Genomic DNA, 17,851 nt, shown 5'->3' on the forward strand with positions numbered 1-17,851 from the left:
CTTTTACCATAGAGGAAAACCCTCTATATCAATGGAAAAAGTCTCTCTATCTATGGTAAAATGGAATGATGATGTAATGAAGGAGAAATTACTATGAGTTCCATTTTACCTACTCTAGGAAGAGATGTAAGTATAGATATTGGTTCCATACAAACGCGCCTCATGGGTGGGACGCGAGGAACCGTTATAAGCGAACCATCGATTATAGCAACAGATACAAAACAAGAAAAGGTAGTTGCCGTTGGGGATGAAGCAGCACGCCTTGTATTGCGCATGCCAGATATGTGGCGCCCTTTGACGCCTCTAAAAGACGGCTTTATCGTCGACTATCGCGTTATGCATACCATGCTTAACTATTTTTTGAATAAGGTTTCTAATGCCTTGCGTCGTGCTCGAGTTCTTGTAGGTGTTCCTTGTGGCATGACCGATGTTGAACAAAGAGCTATGATGGATGCTGTTATTCAAGCTGGTGCTCGAGAGGTATTCCTAATTGAAAGACCTGTAGCGGCAGGCATTGGTTGTGGGGTACCTATCTTTGAAGCCCGCGGATCTATGATTATTGATATCGGCGGCGGCACCGTTGATATGGGTATTGTTTCCTTAGGTGGCATTGTAGATAGTAAAACTATACGCTTTGGAGGTTCTGATATTAATAATGCGCTTTTGCGTTACGTACGAGAGTGCTTTGGTGTTATCGTATCAGATGAAACTATCTTAGATATTAAACATACCGTAGGTACTGCCATTGCTCCCTTAGAGGATGCTGAGTATGCCTTCCAAGGTCGTGATATGATGAATGGCTTAGGTAGACGATGTGTAATACACCAATCAGAGGTATATCAAGTAATCAACGATTGTATTGTGGGCTTACTTGATGAAGTTAAGCAAATGATTCGTTCTGCAGCTCCTGAGATTGTAGCGGACATTATGCAACATGGCATTTGGCTAACAGGTGGTACTGCTAGACTAGCTGGTTTAGCCGATCGTATCGGCACTGAGTTAGGTGTGCCTGTTCACGTTCCAGAAGCACCTGAAACAAAGGTCGTTGTGGGCCTTAATGGTGCATCTTCCGATTTAGTGAGCTTATCGCGTTTTATTGTAAATTCTAAGAATAGAAAGGGCCGAGACTAGTATGATACAGTCAGATAAAAAATTAATTATCGTCGTTGTCATTAGCTGTATCCTATTGGCATTGCTCGGTTTTGCTTGGAAACAACGAACTAGTATTCCTTTTGTTACTGTTACCCTGGAAGGGATTACGACTCCTTTTGCCTATGGCTCTGCCCGTCTATTAGAGGGCGTACAAACAAGCTTTACAGTGCTAAATAATGCTATTTCTTCTACCATTGAAAGCGAAGCAGAAGCGTCTCGTAAAGCTGCATTAGAGCAAAAGGTTGTTAACTATGACGAGGTTGTAGCAGAAAATATTCGCCTACGTCAACTTTTGAACTATAAGAGCAATCATCCAGAGTTTTCCATGACGTTGGCTGGCGTTATTACTAAGGATTATGGTACGTGGACAAATACTTTTACCATCGATAAAGGTAGTGAAGAAGGCATGGCCGTAAATATGGCCGTCGTTGTACCAAGTGGTGTAGTTGGTTTTATTACTGACGTGTATCCACACTCTGCTCGGGTGCAAACAATTCTTGACCCTCGTAGTGCAGTAGGCATTCTCGTACAGCGTCCCGAATCTCGTTTGTCTGGCGTTGTAAAAGGTAATGGTAATACACCGCGCACACCGTCCATGGTGAACATCGCTCGCGATGGTGACGTATTGGTAGGGGATAAATTGATTACCTCTGGTTACGGTGGTATCTATCCGAAAGGTTTACCAGTAGGCAATGTGCAATCTATTGAAAATGATACAGAAGGCTTTGTAAAAAATGCGGTAGTTACACCAAGTGTTGATTTCCATCGCATTGAAGAGGTGTTCGTACTTACGTCATCCTCCCTTAGTGCACCGCAAAAGCCTGAACTTGAGCCTAAACTTGTACCTCAAACGCAACGAGATCAAGTAGAAGGGGTAAAGGGGGCCGTTAAACAATGACGCGTCTAGCTTTAGTCCTTTGTGGATTTTTAATTTACTTTATTCAGGCTCAACTGTTGCCGGCTATTTTTCATACAAACTGGTTACCTAATTTGATTTTGACTATTATTGTTATGGTAACGCTGTTTAAAGGGCGTCGCATGGGCATTATGGCAGCCGTTGTGGGCGGTATCGTTCACGATGTATTGATATCTAACTTCTTTGGGCTTCATTTCTTTCCTTATGTAATTGTGGTGTATTTGTTATCTGCTGTAAAACATCGCATTTATGAAGAACGTTGGTATTGGTCAAGCGCCATTGTGGCTATCTGCACATTGTTGGATGGTTTGATTCGTAGCTTTATGATATTAGCTAGTGGTGGCGATTTACACCTTGGTGTATATTTGCTACATATGGTTCTACCTGTTTTGTTTTGGAATGGCGTCTTGGCTGCCATTGTGCATGGCTTATTGTGGCGCAAAGAGGAAGAGCAAGATTATATTTGGTAAGTTTGGTTAGGGGGTGAAAGAGTGCTAGAAGGCCTCTATAAACGGAAAAAAACGAGTCGCTTTGATGTACTCTTTTACATTGTAGCGGCCATATTTATAGTGTTAGCACTGCGTTTGTTGACGCTACAAATCTTGGCTGGTGGTTATTATCAAGCTAAGGCGGAAGGCAATCGATTGCGCATGGTTACGATGACAGCTGCTCGTGGTATTATGTACGATCGAAATGGTCAAATCTTAGTAGGCTCTAGACCGGCTTATACTATTTCTATTATGCCAACAGGCAAGGCCTTAGATGAAGGGGAAGTTGCTAAATTAGCAGCATTGCTAAAAATGAAGCCTGAGGATATTACGAAAAAGGTGAATGATCACAAGTATGGTTATGAGCCAATTCGTATTGCCAACGACATTTCAATGGACGTAGTAACGACTATTGAGGAACATCGTCATGAATTGCCAGGCGTAACAATTGACGTGGAGCCACTTCGCTATTATCCATATGAGACGATGGCATCTCAGCTCTTTGGCTATGTAGGGGAAGTGAGCGAGGAAGAATTAGAAGAGCTAAAACAAAAGGACCCGAATACTCTTGTTAGCGGCGGTACTATTCTAGGTCGTTCCGGTCTCGAAAAATTATATGATTCTAACTTGCGCGGTACCGATGGTGGTAAGCAGGTAGAGGTAGATGCTACAGGTCGTCCTGTGGCAGAAGTGGACCGGAAACATACGGTTCCAGGCTCTAATATTCATCTAACTATCGATGTGAATTTACAAAAGGCTGCAGAAGAAGCTGTTAAAAACCAGCTCAATCAACTGCGAGCTCAAGGTATTCCAGCACAAGGGGCAGCAGTGGTAGCAATGGACCCTAATACAGGCGCTATTTTAGCTATGGTTAGTGCTCCTGAATTCAACCCAAACTGGTTTGCTAAAGGCATTACAACAGCTCAGTGGAATCAGCTTAATAATGATAAGAATCATCCATTTGACAATAAGGTTATTTCTGGTGAGTATCCACCAGGTTCTCCGTTTAAGATTATTACTGGTACGGCTGCGTTAGACCTTAAAAAGGTTACTCCTGAAGAGATGATCTTTGACAGTGGTAAGCACTGGTTAATTGACAAGCGAAATGCAGAAGGCGAAGCATTAGGTTGGCTTAATTTTAATAAAGCCCTTGCCAAGTCTGACAATGTTTACTTCTATGAAATGGGTAATCGCATTGGCATAGAAGAGCTTGTAAAATATGCGGGCTATTTTGGTATCGGTGAAAAAACGGGTATCAATTTGGCTGGCGAGGCTGCTGGTAATATGGCAAGCCCCGCGTATAAACGTAAAGTCTTTGATGAAGATTGGTATTTAGGGGAAACCTTTGATGCGGCTATTGGTCAGTCTTTCACCTTGGCTACACCGTTACAAATGGCGGTTATGCTCAGTGAAGTCGCTAATGGTGGTATTAAATATCGACCATATGTGGTAAGTCGTATCGATAATAAGGATGGTACCCCAAAAGAAATCTTTGGTCCTGATAAACTCGGTATTTTACCGGTACCAAAGAATATTATGGATATCGTTCGCGAAGGCTTGCGAGATGTTACAAATGAGGGTGGTACAGCAGGGGAGTTATTTAAAGGGTTCCCAATTAATGTAGCAGGCAAAACCGGTACGGCGGAAAATGCTCATGGTCGAGATCACGGTTGGTTCGTAGCTTATGCACCATATGATAAACCACAAATCGTTGTGGTTGCCCTTGTTGAACAAGGTAGTTTTGGTGCCGGTTCTGCAGGTCCTATCGTACGTGATGTATTGGCTGCATACTTTAATGTGCCAGTGAATAAGAAACCTAATGATACAAATCGTAAAAGTAACAAAGAAACCGCTACTGGGGCAAATTCTGCTAATGGACAGAAGCCGCAGAATACGGTAACGAGTGGGCAACCAAGAAAGGATTAGTATGGGCGAAATCATCGGTGTTGTATCTGGTAAGGGTGGCGTAGGTAAAACTACCATTACTGCTTGCCTAGGTGCAGCCTTAAGCCATGCAGGGCATCGCGTATTGCTCTGCGATGGAGACTTTGGATTACGCGATTTAGACCTTGTATTAGGTGTGGCAGATGAAATAATCTATGATGCACTTGATGCGAGTGAAGATAAAGAATATACAGATGACGCGATCGTATCAATCGCTGAAAACTTAGATTTTTTACCTGCTAGTCAAAGTGCTCGCTGGGAAGATATAGGCCGCAAGAAATACAAAAAGCTAGTACGTCGTCTCTGCGATGCATATGATTACATTTTAATTGATGCACCTGCAGGTATCGGCAAGGGAATAGAGTCTATTTTAGACTTAGTAAGTCGCTGTATCGTTGTGACACATCCTTTATGGGTGTCCTTGCGCAATGGGGCTCGCATGATTCAAGTCTGTCAGGAACATAACATTCGTGACTATGCCATAGCATTTAATGCAGTGCCTATGGAAGGTGAGGACATCAATGTATATGATATGTTAGAGGTCCTACGCGCTGAATATGCAGGGGCTATGATTCCTTACGATGAGGATGTATTAACTTATACGCAAGAAGGTAAGTTATTAGAACTTGTTTCTAGGGATCTAAAATCAGTATTAGCACCTCTCGTGGATTATGTTGTGACTGGCGATTGTTGGGAAGATTACGATGTACAAAAGCAATTTGCTGATTATGTAGCTAAAAAGAAAGCTATTAAGGACCAAGCGAGTACACCTAGTCTTGCTACAACAGGCGAGACAATCTTTGACGATTCTAGTAATGTTCATTACATCAATCGTGGTGGTTGGACTACGCAACGATTGTTGATACAAGGTAAGCAAAGCTTGTGGCGTCGCCGCAAGTTGAATTAGGTGATATGATGTGGCAGAAAATATGGACAGATAGTGATTGGACTATCATCATATGCACTCTATTACTCGTTGGAATTGGCCTTACCGCTATTGGTAGTGCTACCCATGTGAATCAAGAGGCCATCGGATTTGGTAGTTTAGTAGTAAAACAGCTAGTATTCTTCTTAGCCAATGTAGCGGTTGTTATAGGCATGCAATTTGTTGATTATCATCGCCTTAAAGGGTGGGGAAATATTATTTATGGCATTACCTTGCTCATGCTAATAGCCGTTATGGCAGTTGGTACCTCTGCACTAGGGGCACAGCGTTGGATTCAATTGGGTCCTATTACAATTCAGCCATCAGAGTTTTCTAAATTATTGATGATTATATGTATGGCAAAAATGCTAGAGCCTCGTATTGGCAAGTTAGACACCTTTAAATCGCTACTCCTACCAGTGCTATACGTAGGTATTCCTATTGCGCTAGTATTCTTGCAGCCTGACTTGGGGACATCCCTCGTGTATATTGCAATTTTTGTAGGGATGCTCTTTATTTCTGGCATTAAAACGCGATTGATCAAAATTATTGCAGGTACGGCTTTTCTTTTGATGCCGTTAGGCTGGTTTGTACTGAAAGAATACCAAAAACAACGTATTCTCGTATTTTTAAATCCAGATATTGATCCGTTTGGATCTGGCTATCATATTATTCAATCTAAGATTGCCATTGGTTCAGGTTTGATTTTTGGCAAAGGTATCTTTAATGGCACACAAAGTCAGTTGAACTTCTTACCAGAAAACCATACGGATTTTATTTTCTCCGTTATTGGTGAAGAATTTGGCTTTGTTGGATGTATTGTGGTATTGCTCTTATTGTTTATGTTGATTTATCGCAGTATTCAAGTAGCATATACGTGCAATGATAACTTTGGTATGTTATTAGCGACGGGGATTGGCACAATGTTTACCTTCGAGGTACTCGTAAATGTAGGCATGACTATTGGTATTATGCCTGTTACTGGTATTCCATTACCATTCCTTAGTTATGGTGTTAGTGCATTGACTACGAATATGTTGAGTATCGGTATTTTGTTAAATATCGCGATGCAACGGACGAAATATATTTTTTAAACAACCTATATATAGGATTAATTGTGAAAGAAGTCTTTCAGAAAAGACGGAGGATGTATGATTCAATTAGATACGTCATGGTTACAACATGTCCAAAAGCCTGCTCGTTATACGGGTGGCGAATATAACAGTATCGTAAAAGATCACAGTACTGTTGATGTAACGATGGCATTAGCTTTTCCTGATGTGTACGAAGTGGCAATGAGTCACTTGGGCATCAAAATTTTATATGGTTTAATAAATCGTCGTGAAGATGCGGCGGCAGAGCGCGTATTTGCACCGTGGCACGATATGGAAGAAGAAATGCGCAAGCGCAATATTCCTCTATTCTCTTTGGAAACGCGTACGCCTATTAAAGACTTTGATGTGTTAGCTTTTACACTTCAATATGAAATGAGCTTCACAAACATTCTAAATATGCTCGACTTAGCAGGCATTCCAATGTACGCTAAGGATCGCGATATGGATTTTCCATTATTAGTATGTGGCGGTCCATGTGCGTTTAACGTAGAGCCTATTGCAGATTTCTTTGATATCGTATCCCTTGGTGAATCTGAAGAGTGGGGCGACGAATTTGTTGACCTTTATAAAGCTGAGAAAGCAAAAGGATTCCCAGATGGTAAGGAAGGTTTCTTACGTAAAGTAGCTCAAATTCCTGGTACCTATTGTCCAGCGTTATACGATGTAGAATACACAGAAGAAGGTAATTTTAAATCTATTACACCTCGCTTTGATGAGGTGCCAGCGGCTGTGGCAAAACGCATCGTAGAAGATGTAGAGAATGTGTTCTACCCTACAAAACCTGTAGTACCATTCTTGGATATCGTGCATGACCGCGCAGTACTAGAATTGTTCCGCGGCTGTACACGGGGCTGCCGTTTCTGTCAGGCTGGTATGTTATACCGTCCTGTTCGTGAAAAGACGCCAGAGCGTTTGCTCCAAATTGCTAAGGATACGATTGCTAATACTGGTTATAATGAAATTTCTTTGATGAGCTTGAGCTCTGCGGATTATTCTAAATTGCCAGAGCTAGTAGACATGCTCATGGAAGAGTTCAAAGACAAACAAGTGAGCGTAAGCTTGCCATCCTTGCGCATCGATAGTTTCTCCATCGATATTGCAAAAAAGGTGCAACAAGTACGTAAGAGTGGTCTTACTTTTGCTCCTGAAGCAGGTACACAGCGCATGCGCGATGTTATCAACAAAGGCGTAAGTGAAGAAGACTTATTGGCAGCGTGTACAAATGCCTTTAAATCTGGATGGAATACAGTTAAGCTGTACTTTATGATGGGCCTTCCTACAGAAACTGATGAGGACCTAGCGGGTATTGCTGATTTGGCTTATAAGGTGCTTGATTTGCATCGTGATATTACGGGTAAACGCAATGGTTCTGTAACTGTCAGCGTATCCTTCTTCGTACCAAAAACACATTCTCCATACCAATGGTATGGTCAACAAGATGTAGAGGAAATTCATCGTAAACAACGCTACTTAAAATCTCTCATCAATAATCGGAATATTTCCTATCATTACCATGATGGCTATACTGGCTACATGGAGGCTGCCTTTGCTCGTGGGGACCGCAGATTATCTGAAGTTCTCGTAAAAGCCTGGGAAGCAGGTTGTAAATTTGATGGTTGGACTGAGTTCTTCAACTATGAAACATGGTTGAAAGCCTTTGCTGACTGTGGTCTGGATCCAGCATACTATGCACGCCGTACACGTGACTTTGATGAGCCATTACCTTGGGATCACCTAGACTGCACGGTAAGTAAAGCGTTCTTAAAACGCGAGTGGGAACAAGCGGTAGAAGCAAATCTTACAGGCGATTGCCGTCGAGCTCCATGTAAGGGCTGTAATGTATGTCCAGAGCTTGATACAGCTATTATTGATTATAAGGAGGGTGGCAGAGTTGAAAAAGTTACGTTTGGCCTTAAATAAAGGCGAAGAATTGAGATTCTTGTCGCACCTTGATTATGCACAAGCTGTAGAGCGTATGATTCGCCGCGCAGAAATTAAAATGGCTTATTCTGAAGGCTTTAATCCACATATGAAAATTAGCTTCTCCTCCGCACTCGCTTTAGGCGTAACGGCAGCGGCTGAATATATCGATATGGATGCACTGGAAGAAGATTCTTTAGAGTCCATCATGGAGCGTTTAAACCGCGTAGCTCCTCCAGGTCTTGAAGTGCTAGATGGCAAAGAAATGCCTGAAAAGGTGAAAAAGATGATGGCTATCTGTAACTTTGCTATTTACGAAGTTACAGGTCCTGTAACGGATGAACATGCTGATTGGAATGCATTGCTTAAACCTTTTAATGAAGCAACGGAAATTTCTTATGAAAAGGTAACGCCTAAGAAAACTCGTACCATTGATGTGAAAGAATTTGTAAAAGAACCTATCGTAGCATCTGTTAAGGATGGTATGGCAACCCTTACTATGGGCATCGGCATTTATCCGCAAGGCACAATCAAACCTAGCGAAGTATGGAACCTTGGTAAAGATCAATATAACTGGCCTATTACGACGGGCTATGAAATTCACCGTAAAGCCATTATGGTGGAAAACGAAGAAGGACGTTACACTCCATTGGAAATTAATTACTAATTCTTTTTACATAAATTTTAAGCAGTTATATAAGCTTTAGTGATTTAAAAGAACTATATATTTTGAATTGAAAGAAGGGAGGGATAGGATGCATAAAATTTTGGTCAATGTTATGCGCGAAGAAATCCGCATGGCTGTTATCGACGAAGAAGGGCAATTAGTAGACTTTGTTTTAGAACGTACTGATGAGTCTCATATGGCAAATCATATGTACAAAGGTACTGTTAAGAACGTACTTAACGGCATGCAAGCGGCCTTTATTGATATTGGAGGCTCGCAAAATGCATATTTGAACCTTCAACAAGGGAAGGAACAGAAAATCTTGCCACGCCTATCTGTGGGGCAACAAGTTCTTGTTCAAGTCGTAAAAGAGGAGATGCTCGGTAAAGGGGCTCGCGTTACTGCTGATGTGAGCCTTGCCGGTCGTTTTATGGTACTTTTACCATATTCTGAAGGTATGCACATCTCTAAAAAGATTACCGATGAAGCGTTGCGAGCTAAGTTGCAAGAGTTGGCGGCACCATATGTGCAAGAAGGTTGCGGTTTTATTATCCGTACCGCAGCGGCTAAGGCTAGCGCTGATGAAATTGGACGAGATATGGACTACTTGTGGCGCACATGGCAACATGTGTTAAAGCGCTTTAAGGTGGCTAAGAGCGGTACTGATCTCTATAGTGATGCGGACTTCTGGTTCCGTCTTGTGCGAGATTATGCGCACCGCAATGTAGAGGAAATCATCGTCGATTCCGATATGGGCGAATCTCGATTGATGGACCTCTTAGGTCATGGCCCTACATCACAGCAAATTAAAGTGACACGCCATCGTGATAGCACACCTATCTTTAAAGCTAATCACATTGAACCTCAATTAGAAGATCTTATCTCTCGTGATATCAATCTACCTTCTGGCGGCTCTATCCGCATTGATCATACAGAGGCACTTACCGTATTCGATGTGAACTCTGCTCATTATACGGGCAAATCCAATAAGCTTGAAGATCTGGCTTTCACCGTTAATAAAGAGGCGGCTAAAGAAATCTGTCGTCAATTGCGATTGCGAGACATAGGTGGCATTATCGTTGTCGATTTTATTGACATGAAAGATAAACAAAATCAACAGGAATTGTTGAAAGTGTTAAGTGCGCAAGCCAAGTTAGACAAGATGAAAACTGTGGTATGTGGTATTAGTTCACTTGGTCTCGTGGAAATGACGCGTAAGCGTGCGCGCCAAGGCTTGCAGACATTGATGTTCGATACTTGCCCTCAATGTGGAGGGACGGGATATATGTTGTCAGGCAGAACTGTATATATGCAGATTGTTCGACGTATCCGTGAATTGTTTAAATCGGGTCGTATTAAATCTAATCTAGAAATTGAAGTCCATCCAGAGGTAGCTCAATACTTAACAAAGGCTGTTCTTGAGGACCTAGGCGAGTCTATGGGCCGGAAGATTTCGATTGTGGTAAATCCACAAATTAGTCGCGAAGGCTATTCTTTGATGGCTGTAGCAGAATAAAGTAAGTAGTTTGTTGATAGAGGAATATTGTGTCTGTATTTGAAATTATATTAATTAGCATGGGTCCTGCTATGGATGCCTTTGGTGTATCGATTGGTAAAGGTTTATCAATGCCGGTAGGTGAAAATCGCCGAAAGGTTACATTGGCATTCTTATTTGGGTTATTCCAGTTTCTCATGCCTGTAATTGGCTGGCTTATTGGGCGTCAGTTTATCGATGTCATATCTGAATGGGATCATTGGATTATCTTTGGCCTTCTCGGCTATTTAGGTATCGCTATGATTAGAGAGGGGCTTAGCGATGAAGATGATGAAGATGATGATAAACAGTTTTTAGGCGTTTGGGAAATGATGATGCTCTCCGTAGCCACCAGCCTTGATGCCATGGCTGTCGGTCTTACCTTTGCCTTCATGCCCATCAATGTATGGGAAGCATCTACTATGATCGGTGTTATTACCTTCGGTATTTCTTTAATTGGTGTATACTTAGGTAAATTTATGGGCCAGTTTGTTGGGAAATATGCAGATATTCTCGGTGGCGGTGTACTAATTCTCATCGGTACCAAAATACTTTTACAACATCTCGGAATTATCGGAGAATTTTAGAGGTCTGTATATATATGAAAGTATCAGAAACTGAACTATTTATGTTGAATTTTGTTTGACATGGATGGGTAAATAGGATATACTATATCAGTATTAGTTCGGTTTACTGAACTTTGCAATCCGCGTGAAGCAGGTTTAAACGCCCGACCGAAGTTCGGGTCGGGATACCGAATTCAGCGAGTTCGATAACAAGGAGGTGTTCTCATGTACGCAATTATTAAAACTGGTGGTAAACAATATCGCGTTGCTGAAGGCGATGTAATTACTATCGAAAAATTGGAAGCAGCTGCTAACGAGTCCGTTACATTCGAAGAAGTTTTGACTGTAGTGAATGACGGCGACGTTAAAGTTGGCGCTCCTCTTGTAAACGGTGCAAAAGTTACAGGTACAGTTCTTGAGCATGGTAAAGGTAAAAAAATCTTAGTATTCAAATACAAAGCTAAATCCAACTACCGTCGTCGTCAAGGCCATCGTCAACCGTTCACAAAAGTTCGTATTGAATCTATCCAAGCTTAATTATGGTTTCCATTGAAATCCAGCGGAATAGTGATGGTCAAGTCATTGGTTGTCACCTATCCGGTCATGCAGGATATGATGAGCATGGCTTCGATATCGTATGTGCTGCAGTGTCTGCCTTAACGGCAACGGCAATGTTAGGACTTACCCAGATTGCTCAACAAGAAGGGGAATATACGAATAGCGAAGGTCGATGTGATATAGTTCTCTCTGGGACGATTAACCAGAGTGGACAGGATATTCTGGGGACTATGCTTCTCGGTTTAGAGGAAATTAGCCGTCAATATCCAGAGTTTGTCCAAATACACGAAATATAGGAGGTGAACTTAATGTTTACTTTTGATTTGCAATTGTTCGCACATAAAAAAGGTGTGTCCAGTACTCGTAACGGTCGTGACAGTGAATCTAAACGTCTTGGTGTTAAATGCCATGATGGTTCCATCGTAAAGAGCGGTAACATCATCGTTCGTCAACGTGGTACTCACTTCCACCCTGGTACTAACGTAGGTATCGGTCGTGATGACACTTTATTCGCACTTGTGCCTGGTAAAGTAGCATTCGAACGTGCTGGTCGTTATAACCGTAAAGTTAGCGTATACCCTGTAGAAGCTTAATTTTACAAAGACTATTAATCCCTAGTGGTTTTCCACTAGGGATTTTTTGTTTTCTGTATTATGTGTCTGATAGATATATTATAATTAAGTTTAGCATTATCATTTTTGCAATGATATAATAGTTAGAATCATTATACTTAAAATTACTAAATAACTAGCCACAGTGAGTCGATATTTTGCTTTTAATATACATATGACGAGATAGGGGGCATTATGACGGTGCTAGAATTATCAAATATATCCTATATTGTAAAAGACAAATCTATTATCCGTAATGTATCTTTATCGATAAATCAAGGCGATTATATTACTATTGTAGGTCCTTCTGGAAGTGGTAAAAGCACACTTTTAAAATTATGTAGTGATCTGATTAGTCCTACATCGGGAACTATTACTTATAATGGTCGTCCCTTAACGGCTATAGATCCTGAATCTTATCGCAAAGAGGTGGGGTACTGTTTTCAAAGACCTTATTTGTTTGCGAAAACAGTACATCGCAATATTCTATTTCCTTACGATATTCGCGGTTTAGAACCGGATATGAGTCGTATAGAATATCTTTTTGATCTACTACATATGCCACTAAATTATATGGAGCGCCGTAATGACGAGTTGTCTGGTGGTGAAATGCAACGAATATGCCTTATCCGAAGCCTTATTTTTGAGCCTAAAGTATTGCTTTTAGATGAGGTTACGTCTGCCTTAGATGCGAGGAATACATCGATTGTAGAAAATGTTATTGATGAACTTCATAAAAAGGGAATCACCATTATCTCCATTACTCATAATGAAGAGCAAAGCTTGCGTACTGCAAATCGCCGCATCACTATCGTAGACGGTCAATTAGCTAAAGAGGAGGTATTGCGATGAGTCAGTTTCAAACTATTTCTGCTACTTCCTTATGCCTTGCATCTGTATTAGTGATTATCAGTATACTGATGTCTTATAGACAAGAGTTGAAGCTAGAAAAGGATATTTTCATCAGTGCTATACGTGCTACAGTTCAACTATTAGTCATTGGGTTTATTTTATCGTATATTTTTAGTACGGAAAGTCCAATATTTATTATTGGCTTACTTGGATTTATGGCTTTTAATGCGGCTTATAACTCAGCTAAACGAGGGCAAGGGATTCCGCATGCGTTATGGATTTCTTGGTTTGCTATCACCATTGGCGCATGGATAACCTTATCCATTTTACTTGTAACAGGTGTACTAGATTTTACTGCGTACCAATTGATTCCTGTTGGTGGTATGGTCATTAGTGGTGCTATGGTAGCGATTGGACTTTGTTATCGTCAAATGCTATCAAATTTTGAATTGCGTAAACAAGAGGTGGAAATTAAATTAGCCTTGGGTAGTACACCTAAACAAGCTTCGAAAGCGATAGTTCGTGATGTTATAAAGACGGGTCTACAACCTACTGTAGATAGTGCCAAGACATTAGGTATCGTAGCGCTACCGGGGATGATGACAGGCCTTATATTGGCGGGAATGCCTCCTTTAGAAGCTGTAAAATATCAAATGATCGTTACATTTATGTCACTATCTACCATATCTATTGCTTGTTTTATTACGTGTCAATTAGCTTATAAAACATTTTTTAATAATCGAAATCAGTTAAATAAGTAGTTTTAGATATATTTATTTGACATCATAATTTACTAATAGAATATTTACTCAGTTTTTAGAGTGGTATCCGAAAGGGTACTACTCTTTTATTATAGTATGTCAAATTCCTATGTTTTTCAGTAGGAATAGTGGTATACTATATACAGTATCAGTGAAATGCCAGAAGACTGGTTGTCATATACTTTCATAAACCTAAAGAGGGGTGGCATTGCCACTAGAAAGAATTGAGGTAAGTACTATGTATGATGTAAAATCTCCAAAGGCGGAGGAGTTTATTTCCCATCAGGAAATCCTTGATACTCTTGCTTATGCAGAGGAAAATAAGGAAAATCGGGAGTTGTTAGATGCTATTTTAGAAAAAGCAGCTACATTTAAAGGGTTAAACCACAGAGAGGCAGCAGTTCTCTTAGAATGTCCGTTACCTGAATATAAGGAAAAGCTCTTTGCTTTAGCAAAAGAAATCAAGAAAGCCATATACGGTGATCGTATCGTATTATTTGCACCATTATATTTATCTAACTATTGTATCAATGGCTGCGTGTACTGCCCGTATCACTCTAAAAACCGCGATATTAAACGTAAAAAATTAACGCAAGAACAAATTAGGGAAGAGGTTATTGCTTTAGAAGCGATGGGCCATAAGCGTATCGTAATTGAGTCTGGTGAAGATCCTCTTAATAATCCACTTGAATATATTTTGGAATCCATTAAGACTATTTACGGTATTAAAAATAAAAATGGTGAAATCCGTCGTGTAAATGTAAATATTGCAGCTTGTTCCGTTGAGGACTACAAGAAATTACATGAAGCCGGTATTGGTACATATACACTATTCCAAGAAACATACAATAAAGAAAACTATGAAGCATTACATCCAACAGGCCCTAAGAGCGACTACGCCTACCATACAGAGGCGATGGACCGCGCTATGCAAGGTGGTATTGATGATGTTGGTATCGGTGTTCTTTACGGATTAGAACATTATAAATATGATTTTGTAGGTTTGTTGATGCATGCAGAGCATTTAGAAGCAGTGTTTGGTGTAGGTCCACATACTATTTCTGTTCCTCGTATTTGTCCGGCTGATGATATTGATGTAGATGATTTCAGCAATGCAGTACCTGACGATGTATTTGAAAAAATTGTTGCTCTCATTCGTGTATCCACACCATATACAGGTATGATTATGTCCACACGGGAAACTCAAGAAATGCGTGAACGCGGATTGGCTCTTGGTATCTCCCAAATCAGCGGTGGCTCTCGTACTAGTGTAGGTGGTTACAAAGAAGAAGAGAAACCAGAAGATAATTCTGCTCAATTTGATCGTAGCGATACGCGTACATTAGATGAAATCGTAGATTGGTTATTAGACCTTGGTTATGTACCAAGCTTCTGTACTGCATGTTATCGTGCAGGTAGAACAGGGGATCGGTTCATGGCCCTTGCTAAATCCGGTCAAATTCACAACTGTTGCCAACCAAATGCGTTGATGACATTAAACGAATACATCATGGACTACGGTGATGAGAAGACTAAAGCTCATGGTGCGAAGGTTATCGAACAACAGTTAGAAAATATTAAAAATGATTTAGTTAAAGATAAAGCTAAAGCTTATATTGCACAGATGAAAGACGGCGAACGGGACTTCCGATTCTAGGTAATTCACTGATATAGAACCTCCTATTGATAATGGGAGGTTCTTTTTTGTTGAGAAAATGTCAAAAGTTAAATGAGAATAAAGTATATAAAATAGTTTATTTTATTCGTTTTTTAGGTTATAATAAATAAAAATGATAATGATAATACGTTAAATTCTAGAATAATATTGATTATAAACTACTGAGGGATATGATGATTAAGAAAAAACGTTGGCGCCTCTGTGAAGGTGATCGAGAAAAAGAAAATATCTTAATCCGTGAACTTGGTGTGAACCCTATTGTGGCTAAATTAATGGTGAATCGTCACATTGATGTTGACGAAGGTCGTCAGTTTTTACAAGGTACTTTGTCAGATTTGTTAGACCCATTCACGTTAAAGGATATGGACGTGGCTGTTTCGCTAGTTCAGGAAACAATTGAAAGTCACAAACCAATCGTCATTTATGGCGATTATGATGTGGATGGTATTACTGCAACATCTGTACTCTATCGATTTTTAAAGAAATTAGGTGCAGATGTTACCTATTACATACCAGAACGTCAAAGCGAAGGGTATGGCCTCAATTTAGAGGCTTTAGAGCACCTTATAAAACGGGGAACAGCTTTAGTGATTACCGTAGATTGCGGTATTAGTTCTTACGATATTGTCGAGGCTGTACGAGATCGTATCGATATGATTATTACAGATCATCATACGGCACCGGATATGATTCCACGGGCTAAGGCTGTTATCAATCACAAGCAGAAAGATTGTCCATATAAGGATAAAAACTTATCTGGCGTCGGTGTGGCTTTTAAATTATGTCAAGCATTGTGGCTTACCAAGCATGGTGAATGGTATTTAGATGATTTAGATATCGTTGCTTTAGGTACTGTGGCGGACGTAGTGCCTTTGGTGGGTGAGAACCGCATCATCGTAAAAGCAGGACTTGAGAAGATAAATAGTCAGCCTAATTTAGGCATTAAAAAGCTCATCGATGTAGCGGGCCTACATGAGCGAACTATAACATCTGGGCATATTGGTTTCACCTTAGCACCTCGCCTTAACGCTGCTGGTCGTGTAACGCATGCTACGCGTGCTGTTGAACTACTCGTGACCGATGATGGTGATATAGCAGAGGCGATTGCTGAGGAATTGAACGAAACCAATCGTGAGCGGCAAGAACTAGAGCGTAATATCCACGAATTGGCTCGCATTGATGTGGCTAATCAATGCCATAAAGCTGACTATGTAACTGTTGTAGCTGGTGAAGAGTGGCATCCTGGTGTCATCGGTATCGTCGCCTCTCGTCTCGTGGAGGAGTTTTATAAACCGACCTTAGTTATCAGCATTCATGATGGTGTTGGCAAAGGCTCTTGCCGTAGTATCGACGGTTTTAATATCTACGATGCACTGAAGTCTTGCGAAGATGTGTTATTACAATTCGGTGGCCATGCTGCAGCAGCAGGCTTTAGCATTGACGCACATCGCATTGATGAATTGCGAGAGCGTTTAACGGAGTATTGTAAAAAGATTGTTACTGCCGAGGAATATATTCCTGTAGTGACCATTGATGCGGAACTACCTGTTGATGATATTGATGTTGATATTATTGACCGCGTATCAGGCCTTGAACCTTATGGGATGGCTAATAGCACACCAGTTTTTGCTGTAATGGAAGCTACGGTGCAAGATATTATGCTCATGGGGCAGTTAAAAAATCATTGTAAGGTGATTTTTGCAACTTCGAATGGAACCGTAGATGCTATCGCTTGGAATCGTCCAGACTTATTTAAATCTATATTTGTTGGTTCTGTTGTGAAAGTAGCCTTCTCCTTGCAAAAGAATGAATGGCAAGGTATGGTTTCTCCACAACTTATGATTCAAGCGATTGAGCCATTGACTGAAGAGCCTATAAAACTGACTACAGAAGGGCTTAGACAGATGTATGTTATTGTAAAACAGTCTATGCGCGGTCACAGTCAATCGCTTTATAATGTAGAACAAGATATATTGCGCCGTAAGCCGGCAGATCAAAATAATCGCAGTGCTCTTACATCTATCGATGTCTTTAAAGAATTGGGCATTGTTGAAGAATATACAAGTGATGATGGTCAATTAATGCTTAGATGGAATGCCATTGAAGGAAAATTAGATCTTGTCACATCCGTAACATTCCTTACTTATAGTGTATAGGAGGTGAC

17 protein-coding genes are annotated in these 17,851 nt (G+C 40.7%); all 17 read left to right on the forward strand.

The window, feature by feature from the left end; all coding sequences use genetic code 11:
* Positions 1–93: 93 nt before the first annotated feature.
* The 17 genes from RYM16_RS03525 (at position 94) to recJ (ending at position 17,843) form a co-directional block, all read left to right on the forward strand.
* On the forward strand, positions 94–1,131 hold the full coding sequence (locus RYM16_RS03525) for a rod shape-determining protein (RefSeq protein ID WP_105098770.1): 1,038 nt from the start codon (positions 94–96) through the stop codon (positions 1,129–1,131).
* Position 1,132: 1 nt separating this feature from the next.
* Positions 1,133–2,050 carry a rod shape-determining protein MreC gene (gene mreC, locus RYM16_RS03530; RefSeq protein ID WP_009351048.1) on the forward strand — a complete coding sequence of 306 codons (918 nt, stop codon included), beginning with the start codon at positions 1,133–1,135 and terminating at the stop codon, positions 2,048–2,050.
* Positions 2,047–2,538, forward strand: coding sequence for a rod shape-determining protein MreD (mreD, locus tag RYM16_RS03535; RefSeq protein WP_314982339.1), 492 nt, complete (start codon positions 2,047–2,049; stop codon positions 2,536–2,538). The genes mreC and mreD overlap by 4 nt, the downstream gene beginning before the upstream one ends.
* 21 nt (positions 2,539–2,559) lie before the next feature.
* Positions 2,560–4,482, forward strand: coding sequence for a penicillin-binding protein 2 (mrdA, locus tag RYM16_RS03540; protein WP_314982340.1), 1,923 nt, complete (start codon positions 2,560–2,562; stop codon positions 4,480–4,482).
* 1 nt (position 4,483) lies between these two features.
* Positions 4,484–5,407, forward strand: a complete 924-nt coding sequence (locus tag RYM16_RS03545) for a P-loop NTPase (protein WP_314982342.1) — start codon at positions 4,484–4,486, stop codon at positions 5,405–5,407.
* An 8-nt stretch (positions 5,408–5,415) separates the two neighbouring features.
* The gene (rodA, locus tag RYM16_RS03550; RefSeq protein ID WP_314982396.1) at positions 5,416–6,519 is read left to right on the forward strand and encodes a rod shape-determining protein RodA; all 1,104 of its coding nucleotides are present in this window, start codon (positions 5,416–5,418) and stop codon (positions 6,517–6,519) included.
* A 57-nt stretch (positions 6,520–6,576) separates the two neighbouring features.
* Positions 6,577–8,460 carry a TIGR03960 family B12-binding radical SAM protein gene (locus RYM16_RS03555; protein WP_314982344.1) on the forward strand — a complete coding sequence of 628 codons (1,884 nt, stop codon included), beginning with the start codon at positions 6,577–6,579 and terminating at the stop codon, positions 8,458–8,460.
* On the forward strand, positions 8,432–9,127 hold the full coding sequence (locus RYM16_RS03560; RefSeq protein WP_314982346.1) for a TIGR03936 family radical SAM-associated protein: 696 nt from the start codon (positions 8,432–8,434) through the stop codon (positions 9,125–9,127). The genes RYM16_RS03555 and RYM16_RS03560 overlap by 29 nt, the downstream gene beginning before the upstream one ends.
* Before the next feature lie 88 nt (positions 9,128–9,215).
* Entirely contained in the window at positions 9,216–10,643 is a 1,428-nt protein-coding gene (locus RYM16_RS03565; protein WP_314982347.1) for an Rne/Rng family ribonuclease, read from the forward strand.
* A gap of 29 nt (positions 10,644–10,672) precedes the next feature.
* Entirely contained in the window at positions 10,673–11,248 is a 576-nt protein-coding gene (locus RYM16_RS03570) for a manganese efflux pump MntP family protein (RefSeq protein ID WP_314982349.1), read from the forward strand.
* Positions 11,249–11,452: 204 nt separating this feature from the next.
* Positions 11,453–11,764, forward strand: a complete 312-nt coding sequence (gene rplU / locus RYM16_RS03575; protein ID WP_004698652.1) for a 50S ribosomal protein L21 — start codon at positions 11,453–11,455, stop codon at positions 11,762–11,764.
* Positions 11,765–11,766: 2 nt separating this feature from the next.
* Positions 11,767–12,081 (forward strand): ribosomal-processing cysteine protease Prp, encoded by a 315-nt coding sequence (locus tag RYM16_RS03580; protein ID WP_273299189.1) that lies wholly within the window; start codon positions 11,767–11,769, stop codon positions 12,079–12,081.
* 12 nt (positions 12,082–12,093) lie between these two features.
* Positions 12,094–12,378, forward strand: coding sequence for a 50S ribosomal protein L27 (rpmA, locus tag RYM16_RS03585; protein WP_054746816.1), 285 nt, complete (start codon positions 12,094–12,096; stop codon positions 12,376–12,378).
* 213 nt (positions 12,379–12,591) lie between these two features.
* On the forward strand, positions 12,592–13,248 hold the full coding sequence (locus RYM16_RS03590; RefSeq protein ID WP_314982351.1) for an ATP-binding cassette domain-containing protein: 657 nt from the start codon (positions 12,592–12,594) through the stop codon (positions 13,246–13,248).
* Complete coding sequence (locus tag RYM16_RS03595) at positions 13,245–14,009, forward strand: ABC transporter permease (protein ID WP_273299192.1); 765 nt, start codon at positions 13,245–13,247, stop codon at positions 14,007–14,009. The genes RYM16_RS03590 and RYM16_RS03595 overlap by 4 nt, the downstream gene beginning before the upstream one ends.
* 238 nt (positions 14,010–14,247) lie before the next feature.
* Positions 14,248–15,666 carry a [FeFe] hydrogenase H-cluster radical SAM maturase HydG gene (hydG, locus tag RYM16_RS03600; protein WP_273299193.1) on the forward strand — a complete coding sequence of 473 codons (1,419 nt, stop codon included), beginning with the start codon at positions 14,248–14,250 and terminating at the stop codon, positions 15,664–15,666.
* Positions 15,667–15,860: 194 nt separating this feature from the next.
* Positions 15,861–17,843, forward strand: a complete 1,983-nt coding sequence (gene recJ, locus RYM16_RS03605) for a single-stranded-DNA-specific exonuclease RecJ (protein ID WP_273299231.1) — start codon at positions 15,861–15,863, stop codon at positions 17,841–17,843.
* The last annotated feature ends 8 nt before the right edge of the window (positions 17,844–17,851 follow it).

This window comes from uncultured Veillonella sp. (assembly GCF_963524655.1).
Lineage (GTDB): Bacteria > Bacillota > Negativicutes > Veillonellales > Veillonellaceae > Veillonella.

What these genes read in the sequence shown, in the direction of transcription:
- RYM16_RS03555 (WP_314982344.1), top strand. Translation starts at nt 6,577, where the DNA reads ATGATTCAATTAGATACGTCATGGTTACAACATGTCCAAAAGCCTGCT.
- RYM16_RS03525 (WP_105098770.1), top strand. Translation starts at nt 94, where the DNA reads ATGAGTTCCATTTTACCTACTCTAGGAAGAGATGTAAGTATAGATATT.
- rpmA (WP_054746816.1), top strand. Translation starts at nt 12,094, where the DNA reads ATGTTTACTTTTGATTTGCAATTGTTCGCACATAAAAAAGGTGTGTCC.
- mreD (WP_314982339.1), top strand. Translation starts at nt 2,047, where the DNA reads ATGACGCGTCTAGCTTTAGTCCTTTGTGGATTTTTAATTTACTTTATT.
- RYM16_RS03595 (WP_273299192.1), top strand. Translation starts at nt 13,245, where the DNA reads ATGAGTCAGTTTCAAACTATTTCTGCTACTTCCTTATGCCTTGCATCT.
- rplU (WP_004698652.1), top strand. Translation starts at nt 11,453, where the DNA reads ATGTACGCAATTATTAAAACTGGTGGTAAACAATATCGCGTTGCTGAA.
- mreC (WP_009351048.1), top strand. Translation starts at nt 1,133, where the DNA reads ATGATACAGTCAGATAAAAAATTAATTATCGTCGTTGTCATTAGCTGT.
- recJ (WP_273299231.1), top strand. Translation starts at nt 15,861, where the DNA reads ATGATTAAGAAAAAACGTTGGCGCCTCTGTGAAGGTGATCGAGAAAAA.
- RYM16_RS03580 (WP_273299189.1), top strand. Translation starts at nt 11,767, where the DNA reads ATGGTTTCCATTGAAATCCAGCGGAATAGTGATGGTCAAGTCATTGGT.
- RYM16_RS03590 (WP_314982351.1), top strand. Translation starts at nt 12,592, where the DNA reads ATGACGGTGCTAGAATTATCAAATATATCCTATATTGTAAAAGACAAA.
- RYM16_RS03565 (WP_314982347.1), top strand. Translation starts at nt 9,216, where the DNA reads ATGCATAAAATTTTGGTCAATGTTATGCGCGAAGAAATCCGCATGGCT.
- hydG (WP_273299193.1), top strand. Translation starts at nt 14,248, where the DNA reads ATGTATGATGTAAAATCTCCAAAGGCGGAGGAGTTTATTTCCCATCAG.
- RYM16_RS03545 (WP_314982342.1), top strand. Translation starts at nt 4,484, where the DNA reads ATGGGCGAAATCATCGGTGTTGTATCTGGTAAGGGTGGCGTAGGTAAA.
- rodA (WP_314982396.1), top strand. Translation starts at nt 5,416, where the DNA reads ATGTGGCAGAAAATATGGACAGATAGTGATTGGACTATCATCATATGC.